This window comes from Herbaspirillum lusitanum, from assembly GCF_026127345.1.
In the GTDB taxonomy this organism is placed as follows: Bacteria; Pseudomonadota; Gammaproteobacteria; order Burkholderiales; family Burkholderiaceae_D; genus Herbaspirillum; species Herbaspirillum lusitanum.
Genome location: NZ_QXFG01000008.1, coordinates 44,642 through 68,288 on the forward strand (window position 1 = coordinate 44,642; position 23,647 = coordinate 68,288).

The following is a 23,647-nucleotide window of genomic DNA, read 5'->3' on the forward strand; positions in this document are numbered from 1 at the left end:
AATGCCTTTGCTGACGATTTCACTCCGGCTACAACTGCAATTACAACTCCAACCGCAACTTCAGCTTCCTTTTCAACGTCCGACGAACTGCGCCGTGCGCTTTTCCTTGAACGCCGCAATTCCTTCACGCCGATCCTCGCTGGCCGCCAGCAAGGAAAACGATTTCCGCTCCAGGTTCAGTCCCGCTTCCAGTCCCAGTTCATACGACTTGAGCATGGCTTCCTTGGCCAGCCGCAGTGCTAGCGGCGACTTGCCGGCGATGGTCTCTGCCAACGCCAAGGTGCGCGGCAGCGTTTGCTCGTCGTCGACGACTTCGGCAATCAGGCCGGCCGACAAGGCATCGTCAGCCGACAGGAACTCGCCGCTCAACACCATCTTCATCGCCAGCGGCTTGCCGACGGTCCGAATCAGACGCTGCGTGCCGCCTGCGCCGGGAATGGTGCCGAGGTTGATTTCCGGTTGGCCGATCTTGGCGCCGCGGCCGGCGATGGCGATGTCAGCGTGCATCAGCATTTCACAACCGGCGCCCAAGGCATAGCCATTGACAGCAGCCAGCAGCGGTTTGCTGAAACCGGCGATGGCTTTCCAATACTGCGGACGGACGTCGAGCAGGGCGCCGATGGCATCGGTCTGCGCCATCTCGTTGATGTCGGCGCCGGCGGCGAATACCTTCGCCCCGCCGGTGACGACCACTACGCGGATGCTGTCGTCTGCTTCCGCCAGCGCCAGCTCCGCGACGATTTCGCGCAGGCTGTTGTTGCGCAGTGCATTGCGTACGTCCGGACGGTTGAGCGTGATCAGCAGCAGGTGCGCGCTGCTGCGTTCAACCAAGATGTCCTGGTTCGAGGTGACGGATTGGTCGCTCATGGAGTGTCCGCCCTTCAGACGCGTTCGATGATCACGGCGATGCCCTGGCCGACACCGATGCACATGGTGCACAGCGCGTAGCGGCCGCCGGTGCGTTCCAGCTGGTTGATCGCCGTGGTGATCAGGCGTGCGCCGGATGCGCCCAGCGGATGGCCGATGGCAATGGCGCCGCCGTTCGGGTTGACGTGGGCGGCGTCGTCGGCCAGACCGAGGTCGCGTGTCACCGCCAGGCCTTGCGCGGCGAAGGCTTCGTTGAGTTCAATCACGTCCATCTGTTCCAGCGTCAGGCCGGTCTGCGCCAACACCTTGCGCGAGGCCGGCGACGGGCCGAAGCCCATGATGCGCGGCGCCAGGCCCGCAGTGGCCATGCCCAGCACCTTGGCGCGCGGCTTCAACTGATAGCGGTCGACCGCTGCGGCCGAGGCCAGCAGCACGGCGCAGGCGCCGTCGTTGACGCCCGAGGCGTTGCCGGCAGTCACGGTGCCGTCCGGGCGGACCACGCCCTTGAGACGGCCCAGTGCTTCGACCGTGGTGTCCGGACGCGGATGCTCATCGTCCTTGACGATCTTGGGATCGCCTTTCTTTTGCGGGATCGTGACCGGCACGATTTCGCCGTCGAAGAAGCCGGCAGCATGGGCGGCTGCCCAGCGTTGCTGGCTACGCACGGCGAAGGCGTCCTGGTCGGCGCGGTTGATGCCGAATTCGTCGGCCACGTTTTCTGCAGTCTCCGGCATGGAGTCGATGCCGTACTTGGCCTTCATCAGCGGATTGATGAAACGCCAGCCGATGGTGGTGTCTTCGATCTTTGCGGAACGCGAGAAAGCAGACTCCGCCTTGGCCATCACGAACGGCGCACGCGTCATGCTCTCCACGCCGCCCGCGATCACCAGGTCGCATTCGCCGGCCTTGATGGCGCGGGCCGCGGTGCCGACCGCGTCCATGCTCGAGCCGCACAGGCGGTTGAGCGTGGTGCCCGGCACCTCGACCGGCAAGCCTGCCAGCAACCCTGCCATGCGCGCGACGTTGCGGTTGTCTTCGCCGGCCTGGTTGGCGCAGCCGTAGATGATGTCGTCCACCTTGGTCCAGTCGACGCCGGGATTGCGCCCGATCAGCGCACGGATCGGCAAGGCGGCCAGGTCATCGGCGCGCACGCCGGACAGGGCGCCGCCGAAGCGGCCGAAAGGGGTGCGGATGGCGTCGCAGATAAAAGCTTCCATGATGTTCCTTGTCTGTTGCCGGATGGCTAAATAGAGATTGGTTCGTGTCGTTCAGATGGCGCCGGCGGGCGCTTCATGCACCACCTTCGGACGTTGATCGACCACGCGCTTGGCCTTGCCCACGGCCGACCGCTCGATCTTGCCGCTCGCGACCACCTGCACCGCCGTGGTTACGCCCACGTGCGTCTTGATGTGGTGCTGCAGTTCGCGCGCCAGCGCGTCGATGTCGCCGGCCGACAGCGCGACTTCGGGGCGCAGTTCGACGGTCACGCCCAGCGTGTCGAGATGGCCGTTGCGGCCGACCACCAGTTGATACTGCGGCGCCAGCTTCGGCATCTTCAGGATCAGTTCCTCGATCTGGGTCGGGAACACGTTCACGCCGCGGATGATCAGCATGTCGTCGGAGCGGCCGGTGATCTTGCCGATGCGGCGCATCGAGCGCGAGGTCGCCGGCAGCAGGCGCGTCAGGTCGCGCGTGCGGTAGCGGATGATCGGCAGCGCTTCCTTGGTCAGCGAGGTGAACACCAGTTCGCCGTCGGAACCGTCCGGCAGTACTTCGCCGGTTTCCGGGTTGATGATTTCGGGATAGAAATGGTCTTCCCAGATCACCGGGCCGTCCTTGCTTTCGATGCATTCGCTGGCCACGCCCGGTCCCATGACTTCGGACAGGCCATAGATGTCGACCGCGTCGATGCCGGCGCGCGCCTGGATCTCGGCGCGCATGGCGTCGGTCCAAGGCTCGGCGCCGAAGATGCCGACCTTGAGCGAGCTGTCGACCGCATCCAGGCCCTGGCGCTGGAATTCTTCGATGATGTTGAGCATGTACGACGGCGTCACCATGATGATGCTCGGCTTGAAGTCCTGGATCAGCTGGACTTGTTTTTCAGTCTGTCCGCCGGACATCGGGATCACCGTACAGCCCAGCTTCTCGGCGCCGTAGTGTGCGCCCAGGCCGCCGGTGAACAGGCCGTAGCCGTAGGAGATATGCACGATGTCGCCCTTGCGGCCGCCTGCTGCGCGGATCGAGCGCGCAACCACGGTGGCCCAGGTATCGATGTCGTTCTGGGTGTAACCGACCACGGTCGGCTTTCCGGTGGTGCCGCTGGAGGCGTGGATGCGCACGACCTGCTCGCGCGGTACTGCGAACATGTTGAATGGATAATTGTCGCGCAGGTCCTTCTTGCCCGTGAACGGGAATTTCGCCAGATCGGCCAGCGTCTTCAGATCGTCGGGATGCACGCCGGCGGCATCGAACGACGCGCGGTAATGCGGCACGTTGTCGTACGCGTGCTTGAGCGACCACTTCATGCGCTGCAATTGCAAGGCCTGCAGTTCATCCTTGCTGGCGGTTTCGATGGCTTCCAGGTCGCCTGGTTGTGGGGTGCGTTGTGGCATGGTGGTCTCCGTGAGGGATCTACTCTATGGGTAATCGTTTTTTGGTTCTTAATTTCTGAATTGGCGCCTTGCCGGCCGGCGTTCAGTAGCTCAGTTGCTTCGTCGATTCGGTGTGACTGTCAACCTCGGCGGGCGTCACCGCCTCGACCTTGCAACCGAAGTCCTTGAACAGTGTCATCTGATCGGCATAGTGCACCGACTTGCGGCCATCTGGTGCGATGAAGCCACTCTGGCCGGGTGGTGCAGCCGTGCATAGCGTGATGCCACGCGCACTGAGCACCATCTTGTCGTTTTGCGAGCCGCGGTTCATGAAGCTCGGCAGTGTCAACAGTTCGTCCGCACCCGCCTGCGGTGCGCCGATGAAATTGCTGGTGAGAAACAGGTGTTTCACCACCGGCGTGCGCCATGTCGCGGTATCGCGGCCATAGCGCGTCTCAAGTTCGGCCATGGCCTGCGCGAGTGTGGCGCGCAGCACTGCGTTCTTGTCTTCGCCATTGAAGAAGTCGTAGGTTTGCGGAACACCGGACCTGGAGCCCAGCAGCGCGTTGTAGATCAGTTTCATGCCGTTACCGGGACGGATGCTGGCCACCTGCGTGCTGCCGGCATAGCCGTTGTCCGCATAGGCCGCGAACACCTCGGGCGGCAGGTCGTCGGACAGCACCTTTTTGTAGAGGATGGGTAGCCAGTGCATCATCAGTGTGGTGGCGGGGCTGTCGTACACACCGCGTTCGGCCGGATCGTCGTTAAGCATATTCCAGTTGGCCAGCAACTGCGCGGCGCGGCGTGCAGGATCATTGGCCGGAAGGTCACGCGTGGCCTCGACGACGAAAGGCACCATGTAGCGGGCGTTGGTGTCCGCGTAGGCGGTGATGCGATTGAGCGCCCACAGCTCATCAGGCGTCAGTCTTGGCTTGGCCTCGAGGCGCGCGGTGAACTCGCGCACGCGGTCCACCACCGAATAGTTGCCGCCGTCGCTCACTGCGCCTGGCGCTGACTGGTTGTTCCAGTTGGCGATGTATCCCTGTGCCGGATTGAAAGTCTTCGGGTTGTCGCTGAAGGGGCGGATGCCAAGCCATTCCATCGAACCGTCGCCCACGGCGGGCAGCCGGATGTCCTGCGCGGCCGGGCGAATCGGCAGACGGCCGGGAGACACGTAGCCGATGTTGCCGTTGGTGTCCGAGTAGTACCAGTTGATGGTGATGGCCACGCGCGAGGCCTGCGCCAGCCACTGATCCCAGTTCGTCGCCTGCATCGAATGGATCCAGCCAAGCAAGGACTCCAGTTCGTAGCCGTCCCAGCTGCGCTTCATCGTATAGGCGGCGCCATTCGGCAAGTCGAAGTTGGTGACGATGCCATGTACGGTGGCGTAGACGTCCACGCTCTGATCGGGTTGGTCCTTGACATGGATCACCTCGGTGCGCCTGGTCATCGGGCGCGTCGCTCCGTTGAACAGATACTCGTGTTGATTGGCCGGGCTGAGCTTCTCCTGGTACATGTCGTTCACGTCCAGCGGGCCGGCGGTGGCGCCCCAGGAGATCTTGCCGTTGGTGCCGAAGAGGACCACGGGATACGCGAACGGCGTATTGCCGGTGACGTCGAAACCGGCGCCGTGCAGGCCGATGCCGAACACATAGGACGGATTGAACCAGTTGAACTGCGGGCCGTTGATGAAGACCGTGCTGCCGTCGGTGGTTTTGTCCGGTCCGGCGATCCAGAGGTTGCTGGCGATCGGGCGTGTCCATGGCTCGGCAACGCCGCGGCGGGCCGCGTCAATGTCGTTGCGAGCGGCCAGCAATTCGGGCGAGACGGGCGCAAGATCGACAGTCGACGACGCCGTCTTGAGGGTGGCAGCCGTGCGCGGCACGGTGGTTGGCGCGAGAGGGTCTTCCACCCAACGGATCTGGTCGAACAACTGGCGGCCGGCGACATCACCCCGCGCCTTGCGCAGTTGATCCAGCAATCGCAGGTTGGCGACTTCGCTGCTCACATTGGAATAGCGGTTGGCCATGGTGCCGATCCAGATCATGGCCACGTCGTAACCCGTCCAGTCGGCTTTTGGCTTGAAGCCTGCGTCGATGAACTGCCTGGGCAGCAGCGTTGCCTGCGCCTGCAGCACCTCGGTGACACGGGCGTTGAAGCCGGCGGCATAGCCGTCGAAGATGGCCTTGTCGTCGGCGGACAGCGCAGCCATCTGTGCGTGGATGGAGGCGGGCGTGAAGCCGGAGCGGCTTCCCTTGTCGAGCGCGATATAGGCCGGCCCCATCACTTCGGCGACGGTGCCGAGCACGGCGCGGCGGGCCATTTCCATCTGGAACAGGCGGTCCTCGGCGACCGCATAGCCGAATCCGTGAAACAGGCCACGCACATCGTTGGCGTACACGTGCGGAATTCCATAGCCGTCGCGTTTGATCGTGATCTTGCCGGCAGGAACGGCAACGCGGTCCGAAGCCGGATCCGATGCGGCGCGACCGGTCGACGCGAGGGTGGTGCAAGCGACCAGCGCGAGAGCGGCACAAGTGCGAGGGATCAATCTGGAACCTTGTTGCATGAGAGTCTCCGTACGGGATCAGCTCTATGAGCGATCGTTTTTAATGGGCGCTTTTAAATCGGTGCTTGTGGCGATGTTCAAATGTTCAGGACACAGGCACAGCTGCATTTTTCGCCAGGGCCGTCGCGTCGAACCCGGCGATGACTTCGCCCTTGATGCGATACGACTTGCCGCGGAACAGCGCAATGCGCTTGCCGTCCTGGTTGGTGACGGTGATGTCGTAGACGCCGGTGCGTCCCGCCAGCGATTGTTCGATGGCTTCCGCCGTCAGCACGTCGTTGACCGCGCCGGGCGCCAGGTACTCGATGCTGCAGCCGGACGCGACCGTGGCCTGGTTGCGGCTGTTGCACGAAAACGCGAACGCGCTGTCGGCCAGCGCAAAGATGAATCCGCCGTGGCAGGACGCGTGACCGTTGAGCATGTCCGAACGCACCAGCATCGACAAGCGCGCATAGCCGGGACGTACTTCATGGATCTTCATGCCCAGCGCCTGCGTGGCGTTGTCGCGCGCGTACATGGACTTGGCGGTGGCTTCGGCCAGGGCCTGCGCTTCTTCAGGGTTCAGGGCAACAGGGGAGGCAACGGTAGCGGCAGCGTTGATGATTGATTCAGGCATGGAACTGTCCTTTGCTTGCGGTTTTTCTCATGATCAGCGGCGACACGCGATAGCGGTCTTCGCCATAGGCGGCGGCCAGGTGCGACAGCACTTCGGCGACGGTATCGAGTCCGATGGCGTCGGCCCAGGCCAGCGGCCCGCGCGGATAGTTGACGCCTTTCTGCATCGCCATGTCGGCGTCGGCGGCGCTGCACACGCCCTGGTTGACGGTATCGGCGGCTTCGTTGGCAAGCATCGCCACAGTACGCATGACCGCCATGCCCGGCACATCGTCCAGGCGCGAAACGGCAAAGCCGGCCGCCTGCAGCAACGCAACAATGGAGAAATAGGCGGCATCGCTGCATTGATCGGCGCGCGTCACTGCCACGCGCGTGGCCTTGCTGAAGTCCAATGCGAGGTCGATCAGCACGGTATCGGCGTGACGGTTGTCGGCGGCGCGCCGGGTGGCGCTGCGGCCGTCGGTCAGATAGGCGCGGGCGCTGCCGCACTGGAGCACCGCATCATCAGCGCCGGGTGTGCTGCTGCGCTCGACGCTGACGTTGCCCAGTCGTGCGGCTAGCGCCTCGGCCAGCGGGCCGGTGCCGGACAACTGCACCATTTGTGACGCATGCTCAACCGCAGCTTCCGTAGCCGGCGTCGGCGCAACGGCATCCGCGCCGTAGCGATAGAAGCCGCGCCCGCTCTTGCGTCCGAGGAAACCGGCATTGACCAGTTCCTGCTGGATCAGCGACGGCGTGAAGCGCGGATCGGTGAAGTAGGCATGGAATACCGATTGCGTCACCGCAAAATTGACATCATGGCCGATCAGGTCCATCAGCTCGAACGGTCCCATGCGGAAGCCGCCGGCTTCGCGCAGGATGGCGTCGATGGTGGCCGGCCCGGCCGCTTGTTCGTTGAGGATGCGCAGCGCTTCGGCGTAATACGGACGCGCCACGCGGTTGACGATGAAGCCCGGCGTCGATTTGGTGTGCACCGGATTCTTGCCCCAGGCCAGCGCGGTGTCGTACACGCACTCGGCCACGGCCGCATCGCTGGCCAGGCCGCTGATGATTTCGACCAGCGCCATCAACGGCACCGGGTTGAAGAAATGCATGCCCACCAGCCGTTGCGGCAACCGCAGCGCCGCACCGATGCTGGTGATGGAAATCGAAGAAGTGTTGCTGGCGAAGATGCAATCGTCCGCGACCACGGCTTCCAGGTCGGCGAACAGCTTGCGTTTGACGTCGAGGTTTTCGACGATGGCTTCGACCACCAGGCCGGCTTCGGCCAGCTCGGACAAGGCCGCCGCCGGGCGCAAGCGTGCCGTGGCGGCGCGCGCTTGGTCGGCCGTCATGCGACCCTTGCCGGCCAGCTTGTCGAACATGCCGCCGATGTCGGCGATGGCTTTCGCCACCGCTTCGGCGCGCGTGTCGAACAGCTGCACGCTGTAGCCGGCTGCCGCCGCCACTTGCGCGATGCCGGCGCCCATGGCGCCGCTGCCGATGACGGCAACGGTGCGGGAAGGGGCCAACGCTTTGGGATGATTGCTGCCGGACATGCTCATTCTCCGGTGAACAGCGGCGCGCGCTTTTCAAGGAAGGCCGTGACGCCCTCCTTGTAGTCGCGGCTGTAGCCGAGTGCGCGCATGCTGTCGCGTTCCAGCGCCAGCTGTTCGGTCAGCGTATTGGCCGGGCTCTGATGGATCGCCGCCTTGGTGTGCGCCAGACCCTTGGTCGGCGCGGTGGCGAAATGTTGCGCCATGGCGCGCGCTTCGGTTTGCAATTTGTCGTCGTCGATGCATTTCCAGATCAGGCCCCATTGCTCGGCTTGTTCCGCGCTCAGCTTGTTGCCCAGCATCGCCAGCCCCATCGCGCGCGCAGTGCCGACCAGGCGCGGCAGGAAATAGGTGCCACCGGTGTCCGGCAGCAGGCCCAGCTTGCAGAACACTTCAACGAAACTGGCCGAACGCGCCGCCAGCACGATGTCGCACGCCAGCGGAATATTCGCGCCGGCGCCCGCCGCCACGCCGTTGACCGCACAGATCACCGGGAAGGGCAGGGCGCGCAATGTCTGCACCAGCGGGCCGTAGTATTTCTCCACCGATTCACCCAGATCGACGGCGCCGTCGCCCGGCTTCACCGCGCGGTCGGACAAGTCTTGCCCGGCGCAGAAGCCGCGTCCGGCGCCGGTCAGCAGCAAGACGCGCACGCGCGGATCGGCGGCGATCTTGTCGAGCGCATCGCGCACTTCCAGATGCATGGCGACCGTGAAGCTGTTGAGCTTGTCGGGCCGGTTCAGCGTGATGACGGCGACGCCGTCGGTGTTTTCAAACAGGATGGATTCGTATTGCATGGCGGATTCCTAACTGGTTAGACAGGTTCGCGGGTCTGCACCGCGCGGAAACGGCCGGCGACAAAGGCCGTATCGGCCAGCGCGGCGTTGGCGGCCGGATTGGCGCCGGTGCCGTGGAAGTCGCTGAAGGCCGCCGACTGATTGACGAACACGCCGCCGGTCAGGTTCAGCGACAACGCCACGCCGGCTTCGGCGGCGGCGTCGCCCAGTGCTTCCTTGACGGCGGCGTCGGTGGTGTAGGCCGACAGCGTCAGCGCGCCATGCTCGCGTACGGTTTGCTCGGCCAGCCTGATGCTCTCGGCCGTGCTGTCGGTGGCGACCGCGAACGAGATCGGGCCGAAGAATTCTTCCGTCACGGCCTTGCCGCCGGCCGTCTTCACCAGCAGCGGAGTACGGATGCGCGCCTCGGGGAATTGCGGATGCTGCAGCGGCATGCTGTCGAGCACGACCTCGCCCATCTTGCGCGCCGCCTCGATGCGATCGAGCACGGAGGTATTCTGGATCGCGCCCAGCAGTTCCACCGCCTTGACCGGATCGCCGGTCAATTTTCTGATCGCCTCGCCGATTGCAGCCACTACGGCATCAAAGCTCACGTGGCCTTCGGCGGTGGCTATCCCATCTTTCGGGATATAGATGTTCTGCGGCGTGGTGCACATCTGGCCGGAGTACAGCACCAGCGAGAAAGCGATATTGCGCGCCATGCCCTTGAAGTCGGCGGTCGAGTCGATGACGATCTGGTTGACGCCGGACTTTTCGGTGAAGACCTGTGCCTGCACCGCATTGCGCTCCAGCCAGTTGCCGTTGGCGGAACTGCCGGTGAAGTCGATCAGCTTGATCTCGGGGCGCAGCGCCAGTTCAGTGGCGACCTTGTCGCCAGCTTCATGCGCGACCAAGGTGACGACGTCGGGGTTGTAGCCGGCTTCGGCGATGACAGCACGCGCGATCTCGACGGTGATCGCCAGCGGCAGGATCGCACCCGGATGCGGTTTGACGATCACGGTGTTGCCGGTCGCCAGGTCGGCGAACAGGCCGGGATAGCTGTTCCAGGTAGGGAAGGTGCAGCAGCCGATCACCAGGCCGATGCCGCGCGGCACGATGCGGAAGCTCTTTTGCATCTTCAGCGGGTCGTGCTTGCCCTGCGGTTTTTCCCAATGCGCGCCGGCCGGGATGCGGCTGGTTTCCTGCCAGGCGTAGGCGATCGCTTCGACGGCACGGTCTTGTGCGTGCGGGCCGCCGGCCTGGAACGACATCATGTAGGCCTGGCCGGTGGTGTGCATGACTGCATGGGCGATTTCGAAGCTGCGGGCATTCAGGCGGGCGACGATTTCCAGCGCCACGCCGGCCCAGACTTCCGGTCCGGCCTTGCGCCAGGCGACGCCGGCGGCGGCCACGCCTTGCAACAACTGATCAATGTCAGCCTTCGGATAGGTGATGCCGAGCGCCGGGCCGTAAGGGGAGACTTCGCTGCCAATGCGGCCGGTGGTGCCGGCCTGGTCGATTTCAAATGGGCGGTTCAGGCGCGCATCGTAAGCGGCCTTGCCGTCGTCGGCGGCGGTTTCGCCGTAGACGCGCGGGCTCGGGCTTTCGCTGTACGGGCTCCAGTAGCCGCGTTCGCCGATGGCTTGCACGGCTTTGTCCAGCGTGGCGCGGTGGCGTTCAAAGAAGGTGGTCGACATGTGGTCTCCTGAATGATTGTGTGTGGTCGACTTTGGGTCAGCTAGGATCAACGCGATCAGTTGTCCTGGTCGAAGTCGATCAGCAGCTTGTCGGTGACCGGGAAGCTCTGGCAGCTCAGGACAAAGCCGCGTGCGATTTCATAGTCTTCCAGGCAGTAGTTGGCGTCCATGTCGACCTTGCCTTCGACGATCTTGCAGCGGCAGGTGGCGCAAACGCCGCCCTTGCATGAGTAGCGCATGTCGATGCCGTTCTTGAGGCCGGCGTCCAGCAGCGATTCCTTTTCCTTCTCCATCGTGAAGACGGTGTGATAGCCGTCGACGATCACGGTGACTTCGCATTCCTGCTTGCCGACCACCGGGCGCGCTGCCACGGCTTTGTGCTTGGGGATGCTGGCGGCGAACAGTTCTACCTTGATGGCGGACTTGTCCAGGCCATTGGCCTGCAGCGATGCGCTGACGGCGTTGAGCATCTCTTCCGGGCCGCAGATGAAGGCGGCGTCGATGTCGTCGAGATCAATCCAGGACTTGAAGAACTGGTCGCACTTCTCGCGCGTGATGCGGCCGTTGAACAACTCCACATCCTGCTGTTCGCGGCTCATGACGTAGACCACGTTGAGGCGTTCCAGGTAGATGTCCTTCAGGTCGGTCAGCTCTTCCTTGAAGATCACCGACGACGACGCGCGGTTGCCGTAGACCAGCGTGAAGCGGCTGCCCGGTTCGGCCAGCAGCGTGGTCTTGATGATCGACAGCATCGGCGTGATGCCGCTGCCGGCGGCGAAGGCCAGGTAATGTTTCTGGTTGGCGGCGTCCAGCGGCAGGTTGAAGTGGCCCATCGGCGGCATCACCTGCAGGCTCTGGCCCGGCTTGAGCGTGTCGTTGGCCCAGGTCGAAAAGACGCCGCCTTGCGTGCGCTTGATCGCCACGCGCAGCTGGTCGTCCTGCACCGCCGAGCAGATCGAGTAGGAGCGGCGCAGGTCTTCGCCATTGATCTCGGAGCGCAGCGTCAGGTGCTGGCCCTGCTGGTACTGGAAGGTCTCTTTGAGTTCGGCCGGCACGTCGAACGATACGACGATGGTGTCGCGGGTTTCGTTCTTCACGTTGCCGACGGTCAGAGGATAAAATTTGCTCATGATGGGTGTCTGCCTGATGTGCTGAGGCGCCTGTTGAAGGATCAATGGGCTTTGAAATAATCGAACGGCTCCAGGCAATCCTTGCACTGGTACAGGGATTTGCAGGAGGTTGAACCGAACTGGCTGACCACGACGGTGTGCATCGAGCCGCAATGCGGGCAGGCCACCTTGGGCGCCTGCAAGCGCTTGCGGCTGATGCCGCTGATGTCGATCACCTGTTGCGCCGGCGGCGCGATGCCGTAACCCTTGAGCTGGCTCTTGCCGTGCTCGCTCATCCAGTCGGTGCTCCAGGCCGGCGACAGCCGGGTCTGGATGGCGACGCCGGCAACGCCGTGCTGCGCCAGCACCGCGACGATCTCCTGGGAAATCACCTGCATGGCGGGGCAGCCGGAATAGGTCGGGGTGATCACGATGGTGCATTGCACTTCCTGCTCGTCGTCCGCGCTCTTGCCAGTGCTGGTGCTGACTTGCACGTCGCGCACGATGCCCAGGTCCACCACCGAAATCACTGGGATTTCAGGATCGGGGACCAGGTGCAGCCAGCTCCAGATCTGTTCCTGGAGCTGCTCGGTCGACAGGCTGGAAGCGCTCGCGATCACCAGGTTGCTCCGGGATAGGCGCGTTGCAGGAACTGCATTTCCGCCAGCAGGAAGCCGAGGTGTTCGGTGTGCTTGCCTTGCTTGCCGCCGCTTTGCATCCAGGCGTCGGCCGGCGGCGTCTGCAGCGTCGCTTCGGTCAGGATTTCCTGCACGTGCTGCAGCCATTGCGCGCGGATCGCCTCGGTTGCAGGCGCCGCGCCTTCCTGGATCACCGCCTGATCGGCGGCGTCGCTGCTGAACAGTTCGCCGGTATAAGGCCACAGGTAATCCACAGCCTGCTGCACCATGCGATGGCTCAGTTCGGTGCCGTCGCCGAGGCGCACGATCAGGTCGCCGCTGCGGCGCACGTGATAGGTCACTTCCTTGATCGACTTTTGCGCGATCCCGGCGATGCGAGGATCGGTCGAGGTCGTCAGCGCTTCCAGCAGGAAATAATGCGCCGCGTCGAAGAAGAACTGGCGCACCAGCGTGTCGGCGTAGTTGCCGTTGGGTTGTTCGACCAGCAGCACGTTGCTGAACTGATGCGCGTCACGCAGGAAGGCCAACTGATCTTCGTTGCGGCCGGCGCCTTCCAGTTCTGCGGCATACGACAGCCACAGCCGCGCCTGGCCGATCAGGTCCAGGGCGACGTTGGTCAAGGCCATATCTTCTTCCAGGGCGGGACCCTTGCCGCACCACTCGGACAGGCGCTGGCTGAGGATCAGCGCGTTGTCGCCGAGGCGGCGTACATAAGTTGCTTTATCTGACATGCCGATTTCCTGAGCGCAAGGTTAGAGGTTCTTCACTTCTTCCGGCATCGGGAAGAAGGTCGGGTGGCGATACACCTTGTTGTTGGCCGGCTCGAACAGCGCGACCTTGTCGCCCGGGCTGCTGGAGACGATATCGGCGGCGCGCACCACCCAGATGCCGACGCCTTCGTTGCGGCGGGTGTAGACGTCGCGCGCATTGTTGATCGCCATCTCGGCGTCAGGCGCGTGCAGGCTGCCGACGTGCTTGTGCGCCAGGCCGTGCTGACTGCGGATGAAAACTTCCCATAGCGGCCATTCTTTACTCATCATCTCTTCCTTTGGACTGGACCGGCCGCACTGCAAACAGGTGGCCGGTCATGGCTGTGTTGTATTGGATAGGTACTTATGCGGCGGCTTGTGCCGTCTGTTTTTTGTCGGCGTGGGCGACCAGCGCATCGCGGAACCATGCGCCGTCGTCGTAGGCCTTCTTGCGCGTCTGCAGGCGCTCGCGATTGCAAGGGCCGTTGCCGCGCAGGACGTTGTGGAATTCTTCCCAGTCGATCGCGCCGAAATCGTAGCGGCCGGTTTCCTCGTTCCATTTGAGGTCCGGATCGGGGACGGTCAGGCCGAGGTATTCGGCTTGCGGCACGGTCTGGTCGACCATGCGCTGGCGCAGTTCATCGTTGGAGAACAGCTTGATGCGCCATTGCGCGGACTGCGCGCTGTTGACCGAGGCGGCGTCGGACGGGCCGAACATCATCAGCGACGGCCACCACCAGCGGTTGAGCGCATCCTGCGCCATCTGTTTCTGTTCCGGCGTGCCCTTGCACAGCGACATCATGATGTCGTAGCCCTGGCGCGCATGGAAGGATTCTTCCTTGCAGACGCGCACCATGGCGCGCGCATACGGACCGTAGGAGCAGCGGCACAGCGGGATCTGGTTGATGATCGCGGAGCCGTCGACGAGCCAGCCGATGGCGCCCATGTCGGCCCACGACAGCGTCGGGTAATTGAAGATGCTGGAATACTTGGCCTTGCCCGAATGCAGGTCGGCCAGCAACTGATCGCGCGTCACGCCGAGGGTTTCGGCGGCGCTGTACAGATACAGGCCATGACCGGCTTCATCCTGGATCTTGGCCAGCAGCACGGCCTTGCGCTCCAGCGTCGGGGCGCGCGTGACCCAGTTCGCCTCCGGCAATTGGCCGACGATCTCCGAGTGCGCGTGTTGCGACACCTGGCGGATCAGCGTCTTGCGATAGGCGTCCGGCATCCAGTCTTTCGGCTCGATCTTGACGCCGTCGTCGATGCGCGCCTGGAAGGCGCGTTCTTCCTCGCTCATTTCGTCGGCCGAGCGCACGTTCTTGAGTCCGGTTTCTACCAGTTGTGCATACATGATGTTCATCTCCACTGAGGTGATAGTGCCGCGAGCGGTGATCGATGATCCGATCTGCGAGTTGATCTGCGAGTTGATCTGTGATTCGCTGCGGCGCGACTGCTTGTTTCTAAACAGGGTGAGGCTTCAGTTTCTCTTTGCCGCAATCAGCGGCTCCACCGCGGGCGCTTTCAACTTCGGGCGATCGGCTTCGATTTCTTGCAACGGCTGGACTTCCTTCATGCTGGCCAGGCAACGCTTGGTCAGGTCCTGATAGGTATGCGTGCCTTCGCGTTTCCAGGCGATTTCCTGCTCGGTCAGTTCGCGCAGGATCTTGGCCGGAACGCCGGCAGCCAGCGAGCGCGGCGGCACTTTCATGCCGGCGCGGATGAAGGCGCTGGCGGCGACAATGGCTTCTTCGCCGACTTCGGCGTCGTCCATCACCACTGCATTCATGCCGACCAGCGCGTCGCGGCGCACGATGCAGCTGTGCAGTACGGCGCCGTGGCCGATGTGGCCGTTTTCCTCGATCACCGTGTCATGCGCGGGGAAGCCATGCACCACGCAGGTGTCCTGCACGTTGGCGCCGCGATGCATGACGATGCGGCCGAAATCGCCGCGCAGGCAGGCGGCCGGTCCTATATAGCAATCCGGTCCGACGATCACGTCGCCGATCAATACGGCGGTCGGATGAACGTAGGCGCTGGGATCCACCACCGGGATCACGCCTTCTATCGAATAACACGGCATTGCTCGTCTCCTTGATGGGTGTTCCGGCTTTGTTTTTGCGGGGCCGGGCGGTGTAAAAAACATTTGCCTGGCATCCGATTTTGGTTAATAATAAATTCAACCGACCGGTCGGTCAATAATGTTTTGAACTATTTTCGCTATTTGTGTTGCGTCCACGGCGTGCGGGAGTGCGCGCCAAAGCCGCGCCCAGAGCGGAAGAGCGAGCCATTGTAAAAACGGTCGGGAGATAGTTTGACGTTCTTTCAGCATGTCGCGACATGCCGGAATGCCAGCACGAACTTGCGCAGCGACGAGTGAATGCAAGCCGGTGAGAGCGGCAGGTGAGGCTGAATTGGGCCCGATTTACGGCACAATCACGGCTTCTTGGAAATTGTTGAAAGGAATAAAACCATGCCACGCAAGCGTGCAGCAGGATTTGATAACCAGCGCGACCTGATCATCGAGCAAGCGGCAACCTTGTTCGCGCGTAATGGTTTTCCCGGCACGTCGATGAATGAAGTGGCGGAAGCTTGCGGTCTGTCGAAGGCGTCGCTGTATCACTACATGTCGGACAAATATCAGTTGCTGATGTTTATCTGCGAAGGCCATATCGAGCGCCTGTGCGCTCTGGTCGATGAAGTGGCGCAGCAGGACCTGGCGCCGGAACCGCGCCTGCGCCTGATGGTGCAGCGATTCGTCGAGGAATACGCCGATGCCCAGAACGAGCATCGGGTGCTGACCGAAGATGTGCGCTTCCTGAAAGAGGAAGACCAGCAGCGCATCTTCGCCGGGGAGCGCAAGGTGGTTGGGGCCATGGCGCAGGCAATGATAGGCGTGCGGCCCGAGCTGGATGCCAGCAAGATGGCCAAGCCGTTGACGATGCTGTTGTTCGGCATGATCAACTGGATGTTCATGTGGCTCAAGCCCGACGGCGGGCTGACGCATGAGCGCATGGCGATGGTGGTGTCGGACCTGTTGTTCGGCGGCATCGGCGCAGTGCGACTGGAAGACATCGGCCAGGCCGAAGCAGGGGAAAGAATACGGCAGGAATGAACAAAGCTCCAGGTTGAGGGCTGCTCATTTCTGCGCAAGGGACGGGGAGGGACGGCTGCAAGCCGTTTCATCCGGGCAGGGCGCTGCAAGCACTGCAAGCAAGTGAGGCAGCAGGAAGTGACCAGAAAATCAACCAAGGAGACAGCAAGTGAAATTCGTCCAAAAACTCAACGCCCTGACCACGTCGGTTGCGTTGGCAATGCTGGCCTGCGCCGGCGCAGCGCAAGCCGACATCAACGTCGGCGTGACCCTCTCGACCACCGGTCCGGCCGCGTCGCTGGGCATCCCCGAAAAGAACACCATCGCCTTGCTGCCGACCACCATCGCCGGCCAAAAAGTGAATTACATCGTGCTGGACGACGCGTCTGACACCACCCAGGCGGTCAAGAACACCCGCCGCTTCATCTCCGAAAACAACGTCGACCTGATCATCGGCTCGACCGTGTCGCCGAACTCGCTGTCGATGATCGAAGTGGTCGCCGAAGCGCAGACGCCGATGATTTCGCTAGCCGCCTCGGCACGCATCGTCGAACCGATGGACGCGAAAAAGAAATGGGTCTTCAAGACTCCGCAGAACGACATCATGATGTCGCTGGCGATCGTGCAGGACATGGTTGCGCGCGGCATCAAGCGTGTCGGCTTCGTCGGTTTTGCGGATGCCTACGGCGAAGGCTGGTATAGCGAATTCAGCAAGGCCGCGGCCTTGAAGAAGGTTGAAGTCGTGGCCAACGAACGTTTTGCACGCAACGATACCTCGGCCACCGCGCAAGCCTTGAAGCTGATGTCGGCCAAGCCCGATGCGATCCTGATCGCCGGTTCCGGCACGCCGGCCGTGGTGCCGCAGCGCGCCTTGGCCGAACGCGGCTACAAGGGCCTGATCTACCAGACCCACGGCGTAGCCAATTCCGACTTCCTGCGCGTGGGCGGCAAGCTGCTGGACAACACCCTGCTGCCGGCCGGCCCCGTGCTGGTGGCGGCGCAACTGCCGGCCGACAACCCGATCCGCAAGGTGGCCCTGGGCTACACCGCCAAGTACGAGGCGATACACGGCAAGGATAGCGTCTCGCTGTTCGGCGGCTATGCCTGGGACGCCGGCCTGCTGCTGCAAGCCGCCGCGCCGGAAGCGCTGAAGAAGGGCAAGCCCGGTACGCCGGAATTCCGTGCCGCGCTGCGCGACGCGCTGGAAGCCTCCAAAAATGTCAACGGCGTGCACGGCGTCTACAACATGTCGGCCACCGACCACCTCGGCCTGGATCAACGCGCCTCGGTGATGGTGAAGATCGTCAACGGCGCATGGAAGTACCAACCATAAGCGCAACATCTCCATCGGTAATGCGATGACATGAAACGGGCAGGGCGGCTGAGGTGCGGCTTACATCGGCGCCCTGCCGTTTTTGCCATCGCTGCAGTATCTGCAGTATCAGCAGCCCAGCATTTTCGAAGATAACGGAAACAGCAATGACAGCACAATCCACACTCTTGCAAAGCTACATCGGCGGCCGCTGGATCGGTACCACCGCCGCGACGCCGCTCAACAGCGCCGTCAACGGCCGTCTCATCGCCTCCACGCATGCCGAAAGCATCGACTTCGACGAAGCCGTGACCTATGCGCGCAAGCAGGGATTGCCGGCATTGCTGAAGCTCGATTTCCAGCAGCGCGCGGGCATCCTGCGCGCGCTCGCCAAATACCTCAACGAACACAAGGAACAGCTCTACGCCGTCTCCGCGCATACCGGCGCCACGCGCGCCGACAGCTGGATCGACATCGAGGGCGGTTCCGGCACCTTGTTCGCCTACGCCAGCGTGGGCGGCAACGAATTCCCGTCCGGCAACCTGGTGCACGAAGGTCCGGCCATCCCGCTGGGCAAGCAGGGCAAGTTCGCCGGCACGCACATCCTGGTGCCGCGCGGCGGCGTCGCCGTGCACATCAACGCCTTCAATTTCCCGGTCTGGGGCATGCTCGAAAAATTCGCGCCGACCTTCCTCGCCGGCATGCCGTGTCTGATCAAGCCGGCTACCGCCACCAGCTACCTGACCGAAGCCGCGGTACGCCTGATCAACGCCTCCGGCCTGCTGCCGGCCGGCAGCCTGCAACTGATCATCGGCGGCACCGGCGACCTGCTGGAGCGCATGCTGGGCCAGGACGTGGTCACCTTCACCGGTTCGGCCGACACCGCCGCCAAGCTGCGCGTGCATCCGAACCTGATCCGCAATTCCGTTCCGTTCAACGCCGAAGCCGATTCGCTCAACTGCGCCATCCTCGGCCCCGACGTCACGCCGGATGACGAAGAGTTTGATCTGTTCGTCAAGGAAGTGGCGCGCGAAATGACCACCAAGGCCGGCCAGAAGTGCACCGCGATCCGTCGCGCCATCGTGCCGCGCCAACACATCGACGCCGTCGCCGAACGCTTGCGCGCACGCCTGGCCAAGACCGTGGTCGGCGATCCGTCGCTGGAACAGGTGCGCATGGGGCCGCTGGCCTCCAAGGCGCAACAGCATGACGTTGCAGAACGCCTGGCCTTGCTCAAGGCCGGCAATGAACAGATCTTCGGCGCTGGCGACGGCTTCAATCCGGTCGGCGATGCGGTCGGCGACGGCGCTTTCTTCGCGCCGACGCTGCTGCTGTGCCGCGACGGCGTCGCCAATCCGGCGGTGCATGACGTCGAGGCCTTCGGCCCGGTCAGCACGCTGATCGCCTATGACGATTTCGACGGCGCGCTGGACCTGGCTGCACGCGGTCGCGGCAGCCTGGTCGGCAGCCTCGTGACGCACGACCCCAAGGTCGCCGCCAAAGCGATCCCGATTGCCGCCGCATGGCATGGACGTTTGCTGATCCTCGACCGCGAAGCGGCGGTGGAATCCACCGGCCACGGTTCACCGTTGCCGCAACTCAAGCACGGCGGCCCCGGTCGTGCCGGCGGCGGTGAGGAGCTGGGCGGCGCGCGCGCCGTAAAGCACTACCTGCAACGCGCCGCGGTGCAAGGTTCGCCGACCATGCTGGCCGCCGTTACCGGCGAACACGTGCGCGGCGCTGCCGTGCGCGAGTCCGACATCCATCCGTTCCGCCATCACTTCGAAGACCTGCAGATCGGCGACTCGCTGCTGACCCATCGCCGTACCGTCAGCGAAGCCGACATCGTCAACTTCGGCGGCCTGTCGGGCGACTATTTCTACATGCACTTCGACGAGATCGCCGCCAAGGAGTCGCCGTTCGGCAAGCGCATCGCGCACGGCTACTTCGTGCTGTCGGCCGCCGCCGGGCTGTTCGTCTCGCCGGCCCCGGGGCCGGTGCTGGCCAACTACGGCCTGGACACGCTGCGCTTCGTCAAGCCGGTCGGCATCGGCGACACCATCCGCGCACGCCTGACCTGCAAGCGCAAGATCGACCGCAACAAGAAAGACGTCAACGGCGTCGGCCAGGGCGTGGTCGCATGGGACGTCGAAGTGACCAACCAGGACGGTGAACTGGTGGCCTCGTACGACATCCTGACGCTGGTCGCCAAGAAGAATTAATACCGGTAATACCCGGCAATATCCGGCAATACCCGGCAATATCCAATAACAAAAAGCCTGCGGCAGCGCTCCCGGTTTTCCGGGAACGCGCACGCAGGGCGGAAGGCTCGCCTTCGACACACTATTTCAATCTGCACGGCGCGCGCCTGCCGCCATGCAACCAAGGGAGGATGGACGTGGACGCAAGTATCTTTGCGGTCCTGGTGCAAGACGGCATTACGACGGGCGCAATTTACGCCTTGCTGTCGCTGGCATTGGTACTGGTTTTTTCGGTGACGCGAGTCATCTTGTTGCCGCAAGGCGAATTCGTCGCCTTCGGCGCACTGACCCTGGCGGCAATTCAAGCCGGCCATGCACCGCAGAGCGCGCTGCTGATGGTGGTGCTGGGCGTGGCGACCATCCTGTGCGAACTGGCCGGCAGCCTGCGCCGCGCCGACCGCCGCGGCAAGCTGCTCGGTCAATTGCCGCTGCTGGCCGGCAAATACCTGCTGTTCCCGATCGCCATCTACGCCGTCACGCTCTACGTCCCGCTCAGGGACTTGCCGATGCTGCTGCAGATCGCGCTGGCCTTGGCCATCGTCGTGCCGATGGGGCCGATGGTGTATCGCCTGGCCTATCAGCCGCTGGCGCACGCCAGCATCCTGGTGCTGCTGATCGTCTCGCTCGGCGTGCATCTGGCGATGGTCGGCCTGGGCCTACTGATGTTCGGTCCGGAAGGCTCCAACACCTTGCCTTTCACCGATGCGCAATTCGCCATCGGCGAGATGACCGTTTCGGGCCAGAGCCTGATCGTGATCGGCACCGTGGTCGCGCTGATCGTCGGCATCTATTTCTACTTTGAACGCACGCTGTCGGGCAAAGCCCTGCGCGCCACTGCCGTCAATCGCCTCGGCGCACGCCTGGTCGGCATCGGCACCAACCAGGCCGGCAAGCTGTCGTTCACGCTGAGCGCCGGCATCGGTGCTCTGTGCGGCATCCTGATCGCGCCGTTCACGATCATCAACTACGAATCGGGCTTCCTGATCGCGCTCAAGGGGTTCGTCGGCGCCATCTTCGGCGGCCTGGCCAGTTATCCGATCGCCGCCGCCGGCGCGGTCGGCGTCGGCCTGATCGAGAGCTTCTCCTCGTTCTGGGCAAGCTCGTTCAAGGACCTCATCGTCTTCACGGTGATCATCCCCGTCTTGCTGTGGCGCTCGCTCACCAGCAATCACGTCGATGAAGAAGCCTGAGGTGGAATACATGAAAAACAAACTCGTTCTCTCGGCCATTGCCCCGGTCATTGTCCTGTTGGTGGTGTTGGCCTTGCCGTTCCTGTCGGTGCCGCCGTTCTGGATCACGCTGTTGTCGTATGTGGGCCTCTACAGCATCGTCGCGCTGGGTCTCGTGATGCTGACCGGCGTCGCCGGCCTGACCTCGTTCGGCCAGGCTGCATTCGTCGGCATCGGCGCGTACACCACCGCTTACGTCACCACGCAATTCGGCCTGTCGCCGTGGATCGGCCTGCTGGCGGGCGTGCTCATCACCGGCGTTTCGGCGCTGCTGATCGGCGCGGTCACGATGCGCATCTCCGGTCACTTCCTGCCGCTGTCGACCATTGCCTGGGGTTTGTCGCTGTACTTCCTGTTCGGCAATCTGGAGAGCCTGGGCAAGTACGACGGCATCGGCGGCATCCCGTCGATTTCGCTGTTCAACTTCGAGTTCAGCAGCGGCAAGTCGATGTACGTGCTGATCTGGGTGGTGGTGATCCTGGCGCTGGTGTCGGTCAAGAACTTCCTCAACTCGCGCACCGGCCGCGCCGTGCGCGCACTCAAGTTCGGTTACGTCATGCCGGAAGCGATGGGCGTCAATACGGTCTGGCTCAAGATCGTCATCTTCGTCTATGCCGCCATGCTGGCCGGCGTGTCCGGCTGGCTGTATGCGCATCTGCAGCACGCAGTCAATCCGACCCCGTTCGGCCTCAAGTACGGCATCGATTACCTGCTCATGGTGGTGGTGGGCGGTGCCGGCTACGTCTGGGGCGCGCTGCTCGGCGCCGGCCTGATCACCTTGCTCGGCAACTTCCTGCAAGAGTGGCTGCCGGCCGTGCTCGGCACCGGCGGCAACTTCGAAGCCATCGTGTTCGGCATTGCGCTGGTGCTGTTCCTGCAATACGCCAACGAAGGCCTGTGGCCGTTCATCCAGGCGCGCTTCCCGGGCCGGCCGTCGGCCAGGGCGCCGGAGGAGGCGCCTGCGCTGGCGCACAAGGACAAGCCCGCCGCCGGCGACGTCATCCTCGACGTCAAGGCTGCGCGCAAACAGTTCGGCGGCCTGGTGGCGGTCAACGACGTCAGCTTCTCGGTCAAGGCCGGCGAAGTGGTCGGCCTGATCGGCCCCAACGGCGCCGGCAAGTCGACCACCTTCAACCTGGTCACCGGCGTGCTGCCGATCACCAGCGGCGAAGTCAATTATCGCGGTCGCTCCATCGCCGGTTTGTCGTCGCGCCAGATCGCCAGCCGCGGCATCGCTCGCACCTTCCAGCACGTGCGCCTGGTGCCTGGCATGAGCGTGCTCGAGAACGCCGCCATGGGCGCCTACCTGCGCGGCGACCGTGCAGCGCAAGGCGGCGCACTGGCCAGCGTCCTGCGTCTGAACCGCAAGGAAGAGGACAAGATTTTGCTCGAAGCCAAACGCCAGCTGGAACGCGTCGGCCTCGGCGACATGCTGTACCGTCCGGCCGGCAGCCTGGCGCTGGGCCAGCAACGCATCCTCGAAATCGCCCGCGCGCTGTGCTGCGATCCGGCCTTGCTGTTGCTGGATGAACCGGCCGCCGGTTTGCGCTACAAGGAAAAAGAGGCGCTGTCCGAACTGCTCAGGAAGCTGCGCGCCGAAGGCATGGCCGTGCTGCTGGTCGAGCACGACATGGACTTCGTGATGCAACTGACCGATCACATCGTGGTCATGGAATTCGGCACCAAGATCGCCGAGGGAACGCCGGCGCAGATCCAGGTCCATCCTGCCGTGCTGGAAGCCTATCTCGGAGGAGTGGAATAATGACCGGAAATACCATCATCAACAACGGCGAAGTCCTGCTCAACGTCAGCAACCTGCACGCGCGCTACGGCAAGGTGGAGGCGCTGCACGGCGCCGGACTGCAAGTGCGCGCCGGCCAGATCGTCACCGTCATCGGCCCCAACGGCGCCGGCAAGTCGACCCTGCTCAACGCCATCATGGGCGCCTTGCCGACCGGCGGTTCGGCCAGCGGCAGCGTGCAGTACCTCGGCCAGGAACTGAGCAGCATGGACGTCGAAGACCGCGTCGCGCGCGGTCTTTGCCTGGTGCCGGAAAAGCGCGAGCTGTTCGCCACCATGAGCGTCGAAGACAACCTGCAGCTGGGCGCCTACAAGCGCAAGAAGAACGGCGAAGCCAATTACATGGACCAGCTCGATTCGGTCTACGCCTTGTTCCCGCGCCTGCTGGAACGGCGCAAGCAGGCGGCCGGCACCTTGTCCGGCGGCGAGCGCCAGATGCTGGCGGTCGGCCGCGCGCTGATGGCCAAGCCGCAGGTGCTGATGCTCGATGAACCGAGCCTGGGCCTGGCGCCGCTGATCACCAAGGAAATTTTCCACATCATCAGCGAGCTGCGCAAGACCGGCGTCGCCACGCTGCTGATCGAGCAGAACGCGCGCGCGGCATTGCAGGTCGCCGACTACGCCTACGTGCTGGAAATGGGTGAGCCGGTGATGGAAGGTGCGGCCTCGGAACTCGCGGCCAACAAGCAGATCATCGAGAGCTATCTGGGTTTCGCGAAGCATTAAAAAATTGAGCAAAAAGCATAGCGACGGAGAGCGCAAAACAACAACGGAGTGGAGACAATGAACCTGCGTCGGTATTCTA

Annotated in this window: 20 protein-coding genes; 6 read left to right on the plus strand and 14 right to left on the minus strand. The window is 63.5% G+C overall.

Features of this window, described 5'->3' with window-relative positions:
* Positions 1 to 72: 72 nt before the first annotated feature.
* The 14 genes from DXT88_RS08615 to paaY form a co-directional block, all read right to left on the minus strand.
* Positions 73 to 867: an enoyl-CoA hydratase-related protein gene (locus DXT88_RS08615; protein WP_265212716.1), complete on the minus strand. Its 795-nt coding sequence runs from the start codon at positions 865 to 867 to the stop codon at positions 73 to 75.
* Between the two features lie 14 nt (positions 868 to 881).
* Positions 882 to 2,084, minus strand: coding sequence for a 3-oxoadipyl-CoA thiolase (pcaF, locus tag DXT88_RS08620; RefSeq protein WP_321161108.1), 1,203 nt, complete (start codon positions 2,082 to 2,084; stop codon positions 882 to 884).
* Positions 2,085 to 2,135: 51 nt separating this feature from the next.
* The gene (gene paaK / locus DXT88_RS08625; protein WP_016836367.1) at positions 2,136 to 3,479 is read right to left on the minus strand and encodes a phenylacetate--CoA ligase PaaK; all 1,344 of its coding nucleotides are present in this window, start codon (positions 3,477 to 3,479) and stop codon (positions 2,136 to 2,138) included.
* An 82-nt stretch (positions 3,480 to 3,561) separates the two neighbouring features.
* The gene (locus tag DXT88_RS08630) at positions 3,562 to 6,027 is read right to left on the minus strand and encodes a penicillin acylase family protein (protein WP_265212719.1); all 2,466 of its coding nucleotides are present in this window, start codon (positions 6,025 to 6,027) and stop codon (positions 3,562 to 3,564) included.
* Positions 6,028 to 6,112: 85 nt separating this feature from the next.
* On the minus strand, positions 6,113 to 6,643 hold the full coding sequence (paaI, locus tag DXT88_RS08635; protein WP_265212721.1) for a hydroxyphenylacetyl-CoA thioesterase PaaI: 531 nt from the start codon (positions 6,641 to 6,643) through the stop codon (positions 6,113 to 6,115).
* On the minus strand, positions 6,636 to 8,180 hold the full coding sequence (gene paaH, locus DXT88_RS08640) for a 3-hydroxyacyl-CoA dehydrogenase PaaH (RefSeq protein ID WP_265212723.1): 1,545 nt from the start codon (positions 8,178 to 8,180) through the stop codon (positions 6,636 to 6,638). The genes paaI and paaH overlap by 8 nt, the downstream gene beginning before the upstream one ends.
* Before the next feature lie 2 nt (positions 8,181 to 8,182).
* Positions 8,183 to 8,974: a 2-(1,2-epoxy-1,2-dihydrophenyl)acetyl-CoA isomerase PaaG gene (paaG, locus tag DXT88_RS08645; protein ID WP_265212725.1), complete on the minus strand. Its 792-nt coding sequence runs from the start codon at positions 8,972 to 8,974 to the stop codon at positions 8,183 to 8,185.
* 17 nt (positions 8,975 to 8,991) lie between these two features.
* The gene (gene paaN, locus DXT88_RS08650; RefSeq protein WP_265212726.1) at positions 8,992 to 10,650 is read right to left on the minus strand and encodes a phenylacetic acid degradation protein PaaN; all 1,659 of its coding nucleotides are present in this window, start codon (positions 10,648 to 10,650) and stop codon (positions 8,992 to 8,994) included.
* Positions 10,651 to 10,706: 56 nt separating this feature from the next.
* On the minus strand, positions 10,707 to 11,780 hold the full coding sequence (gene paaE, locus DXT88_RS08655) for a 1,2-phenylacetyl-CoA epoxidase subunit PaaE (RefSeq protein ID WP_265212728.1): 1,074 nt from the start codon (positions 11,778 to 11,780) through the stop codon (positions 10,707 to 10,709).
* Positions 11,781 to 11,821: 41 nt separating this feature from the next.
* Positions 11,822 to 12,379: a 1,2-phenylacetyl-CoA epoxidase subunit PaaD gene (gene paaD / locus DXT88_RS08660; protein WP_265212730.1), complete on the minus strand. Its 558-nt coding sequence runs from the start codon at positions 12,377 to 12,379 to the stop codon at positions 11,822 to 11,824.
* Positions 12,376 to 13,128: a 1,2-phenylacetyl-CoA epoxidase subunit PaaC gene (paaC, locus tag DXT88_RS08665; protein ID WP_265212732.1), complete on the minus strand. Its 753-nt coding sequence runs from the start codon at positions 13,126 to 13,128 to the stop codon at positions 12,376 to 12,378. Before paaC ends, paaD begins: the two co-directional genes overlap by 4 nt.
* A gap of 21 nt (positions 13,129 to 13,149) precedes the next feature.
* The gene (paaB, locus tag DXT88_RS08670) at positions 13,150 to 13,434 is read right to left on the minus strand and encodes a 1,2-phenylacetyl-CoA epoxidase subunit PaaB (RefSeq protein ID WP_016836359.1); all 285 of its coding nucleotides are present in this window, start codon (positions 13,432 to 13,434) and stop codon (positions 13,150 to 13,152) included.
* Between the two features lie 76 nt (positions 13,435 to 13,510).
* A complete protein-coding gene (gene paaA / locus DXT88_RS08675) occupies positions 13,511 to 14,500 on the minus strand; it encodes a 1,2-phenylacetyl-CoA epoxidase subunit PaaA (RefSeq protein WP_029363969.1) in 990 nt (329 codons plus the stop codon).
* A gap of 126 nt (positions 14,501 to 14,626) precedes the next feature.
* On the minus strand, positions 14,627 to 15,229 hold the full coding sequence (paaY, locus tag DXT88_RS08680; protein WP_265212737.1) for a phenylacetic acid degradation protein PaaY: 603 nt from the start codon (positions 15,227 to 15,229) through the stop codon (positions 14,627 to 14,629).
* A gap of 390 nt (positions 15,230 to 15,619) precedes the next feature.
* On the opposite strand from paaY, the gene DXT88_RS08685 reads away from it, so the two are divergent.
* From DXT88_RS08685 to DXT88_RS08710, 6 genes are all read left to right on the plus strand, one after another.
* Positions 15,620 to 16,261 (plus strand): TetR/AcrR family transcriptional regulator, encoded by a 642-nt coding sequence (locus DXT88_RS08685; protein WP_016836356.1) that lies wholly within the window; start codon positions 15,620 to 15,622, stop codon positions 16,259 to 16,261.
* Positions 16,262 to 16,460: 199 nt separating this feature from the next.
* Entirely contained in the window at positions 16,461 to 17,573 is a 1,113-nt protein-coding gene (locus DXT88_RS08690) for an ABC transporter substrate-binding protein (RefSeq protein WP_265214107.1), read from the plus strand.
* Positions 17,574 to 17,719: 146 nt separating this feature from the next.
* A complete protein-coding gene (gene paaZ, locus DXT88_RS08695; RefSeq protein WP_265212738.1) occupies positions 17,720 to 19,774 on the plus strand; it encodes a phenylacetic acid degradation bifunctional protein PaaZ in 2,055 nt (684 codons plus the stop codon).
* A 176-nt stretch (positions 19,775 to 19,950) separates the two neighbouring features.
* On the plus strand, positions 19,951 to 21,003 hold the full coding sequence (locus DXT88_RS08700; RefSeq protein WP_265212740.1) for a branched-chain amino acid ABC transporter permease: 1,053 nt from the start codon (positions 19,951 to 19,953) through the stop codon (positions 21,001 to 21,003).
* A 10-nt stretch (positions 21,004 to 21,013) separates the two neighbouring features.
* Entirely contained in the window at positions 21,014 to 22,804 is a 1,791-nt protein-coding gene (locus tag DXT88_RS08705) for a branched-chain amino acid ABC transporter ATP-binding protein/permease (protein WP_040503858.1), read from the plus strand.
* The gene (locus DXT88_RS08710; protein WP_265212742.1) at positions 22,804 to 23,568 is read left to right on the plus strand and encodes an ABC transporter ATP-binding protein; all 765 of its coding nucleotides are present in this window, start codon (positions 22,804 to 22,806) and stop codon (positions 23,566 to 23,568) included. The genes DXT88_RS08705 and DXT88_RS08710 overlap by 1 nt, the downstream gene beginning before the upstream one ends.
* Positions 23,569 to 23,647 lie beyond the last annotated feature (79 nt).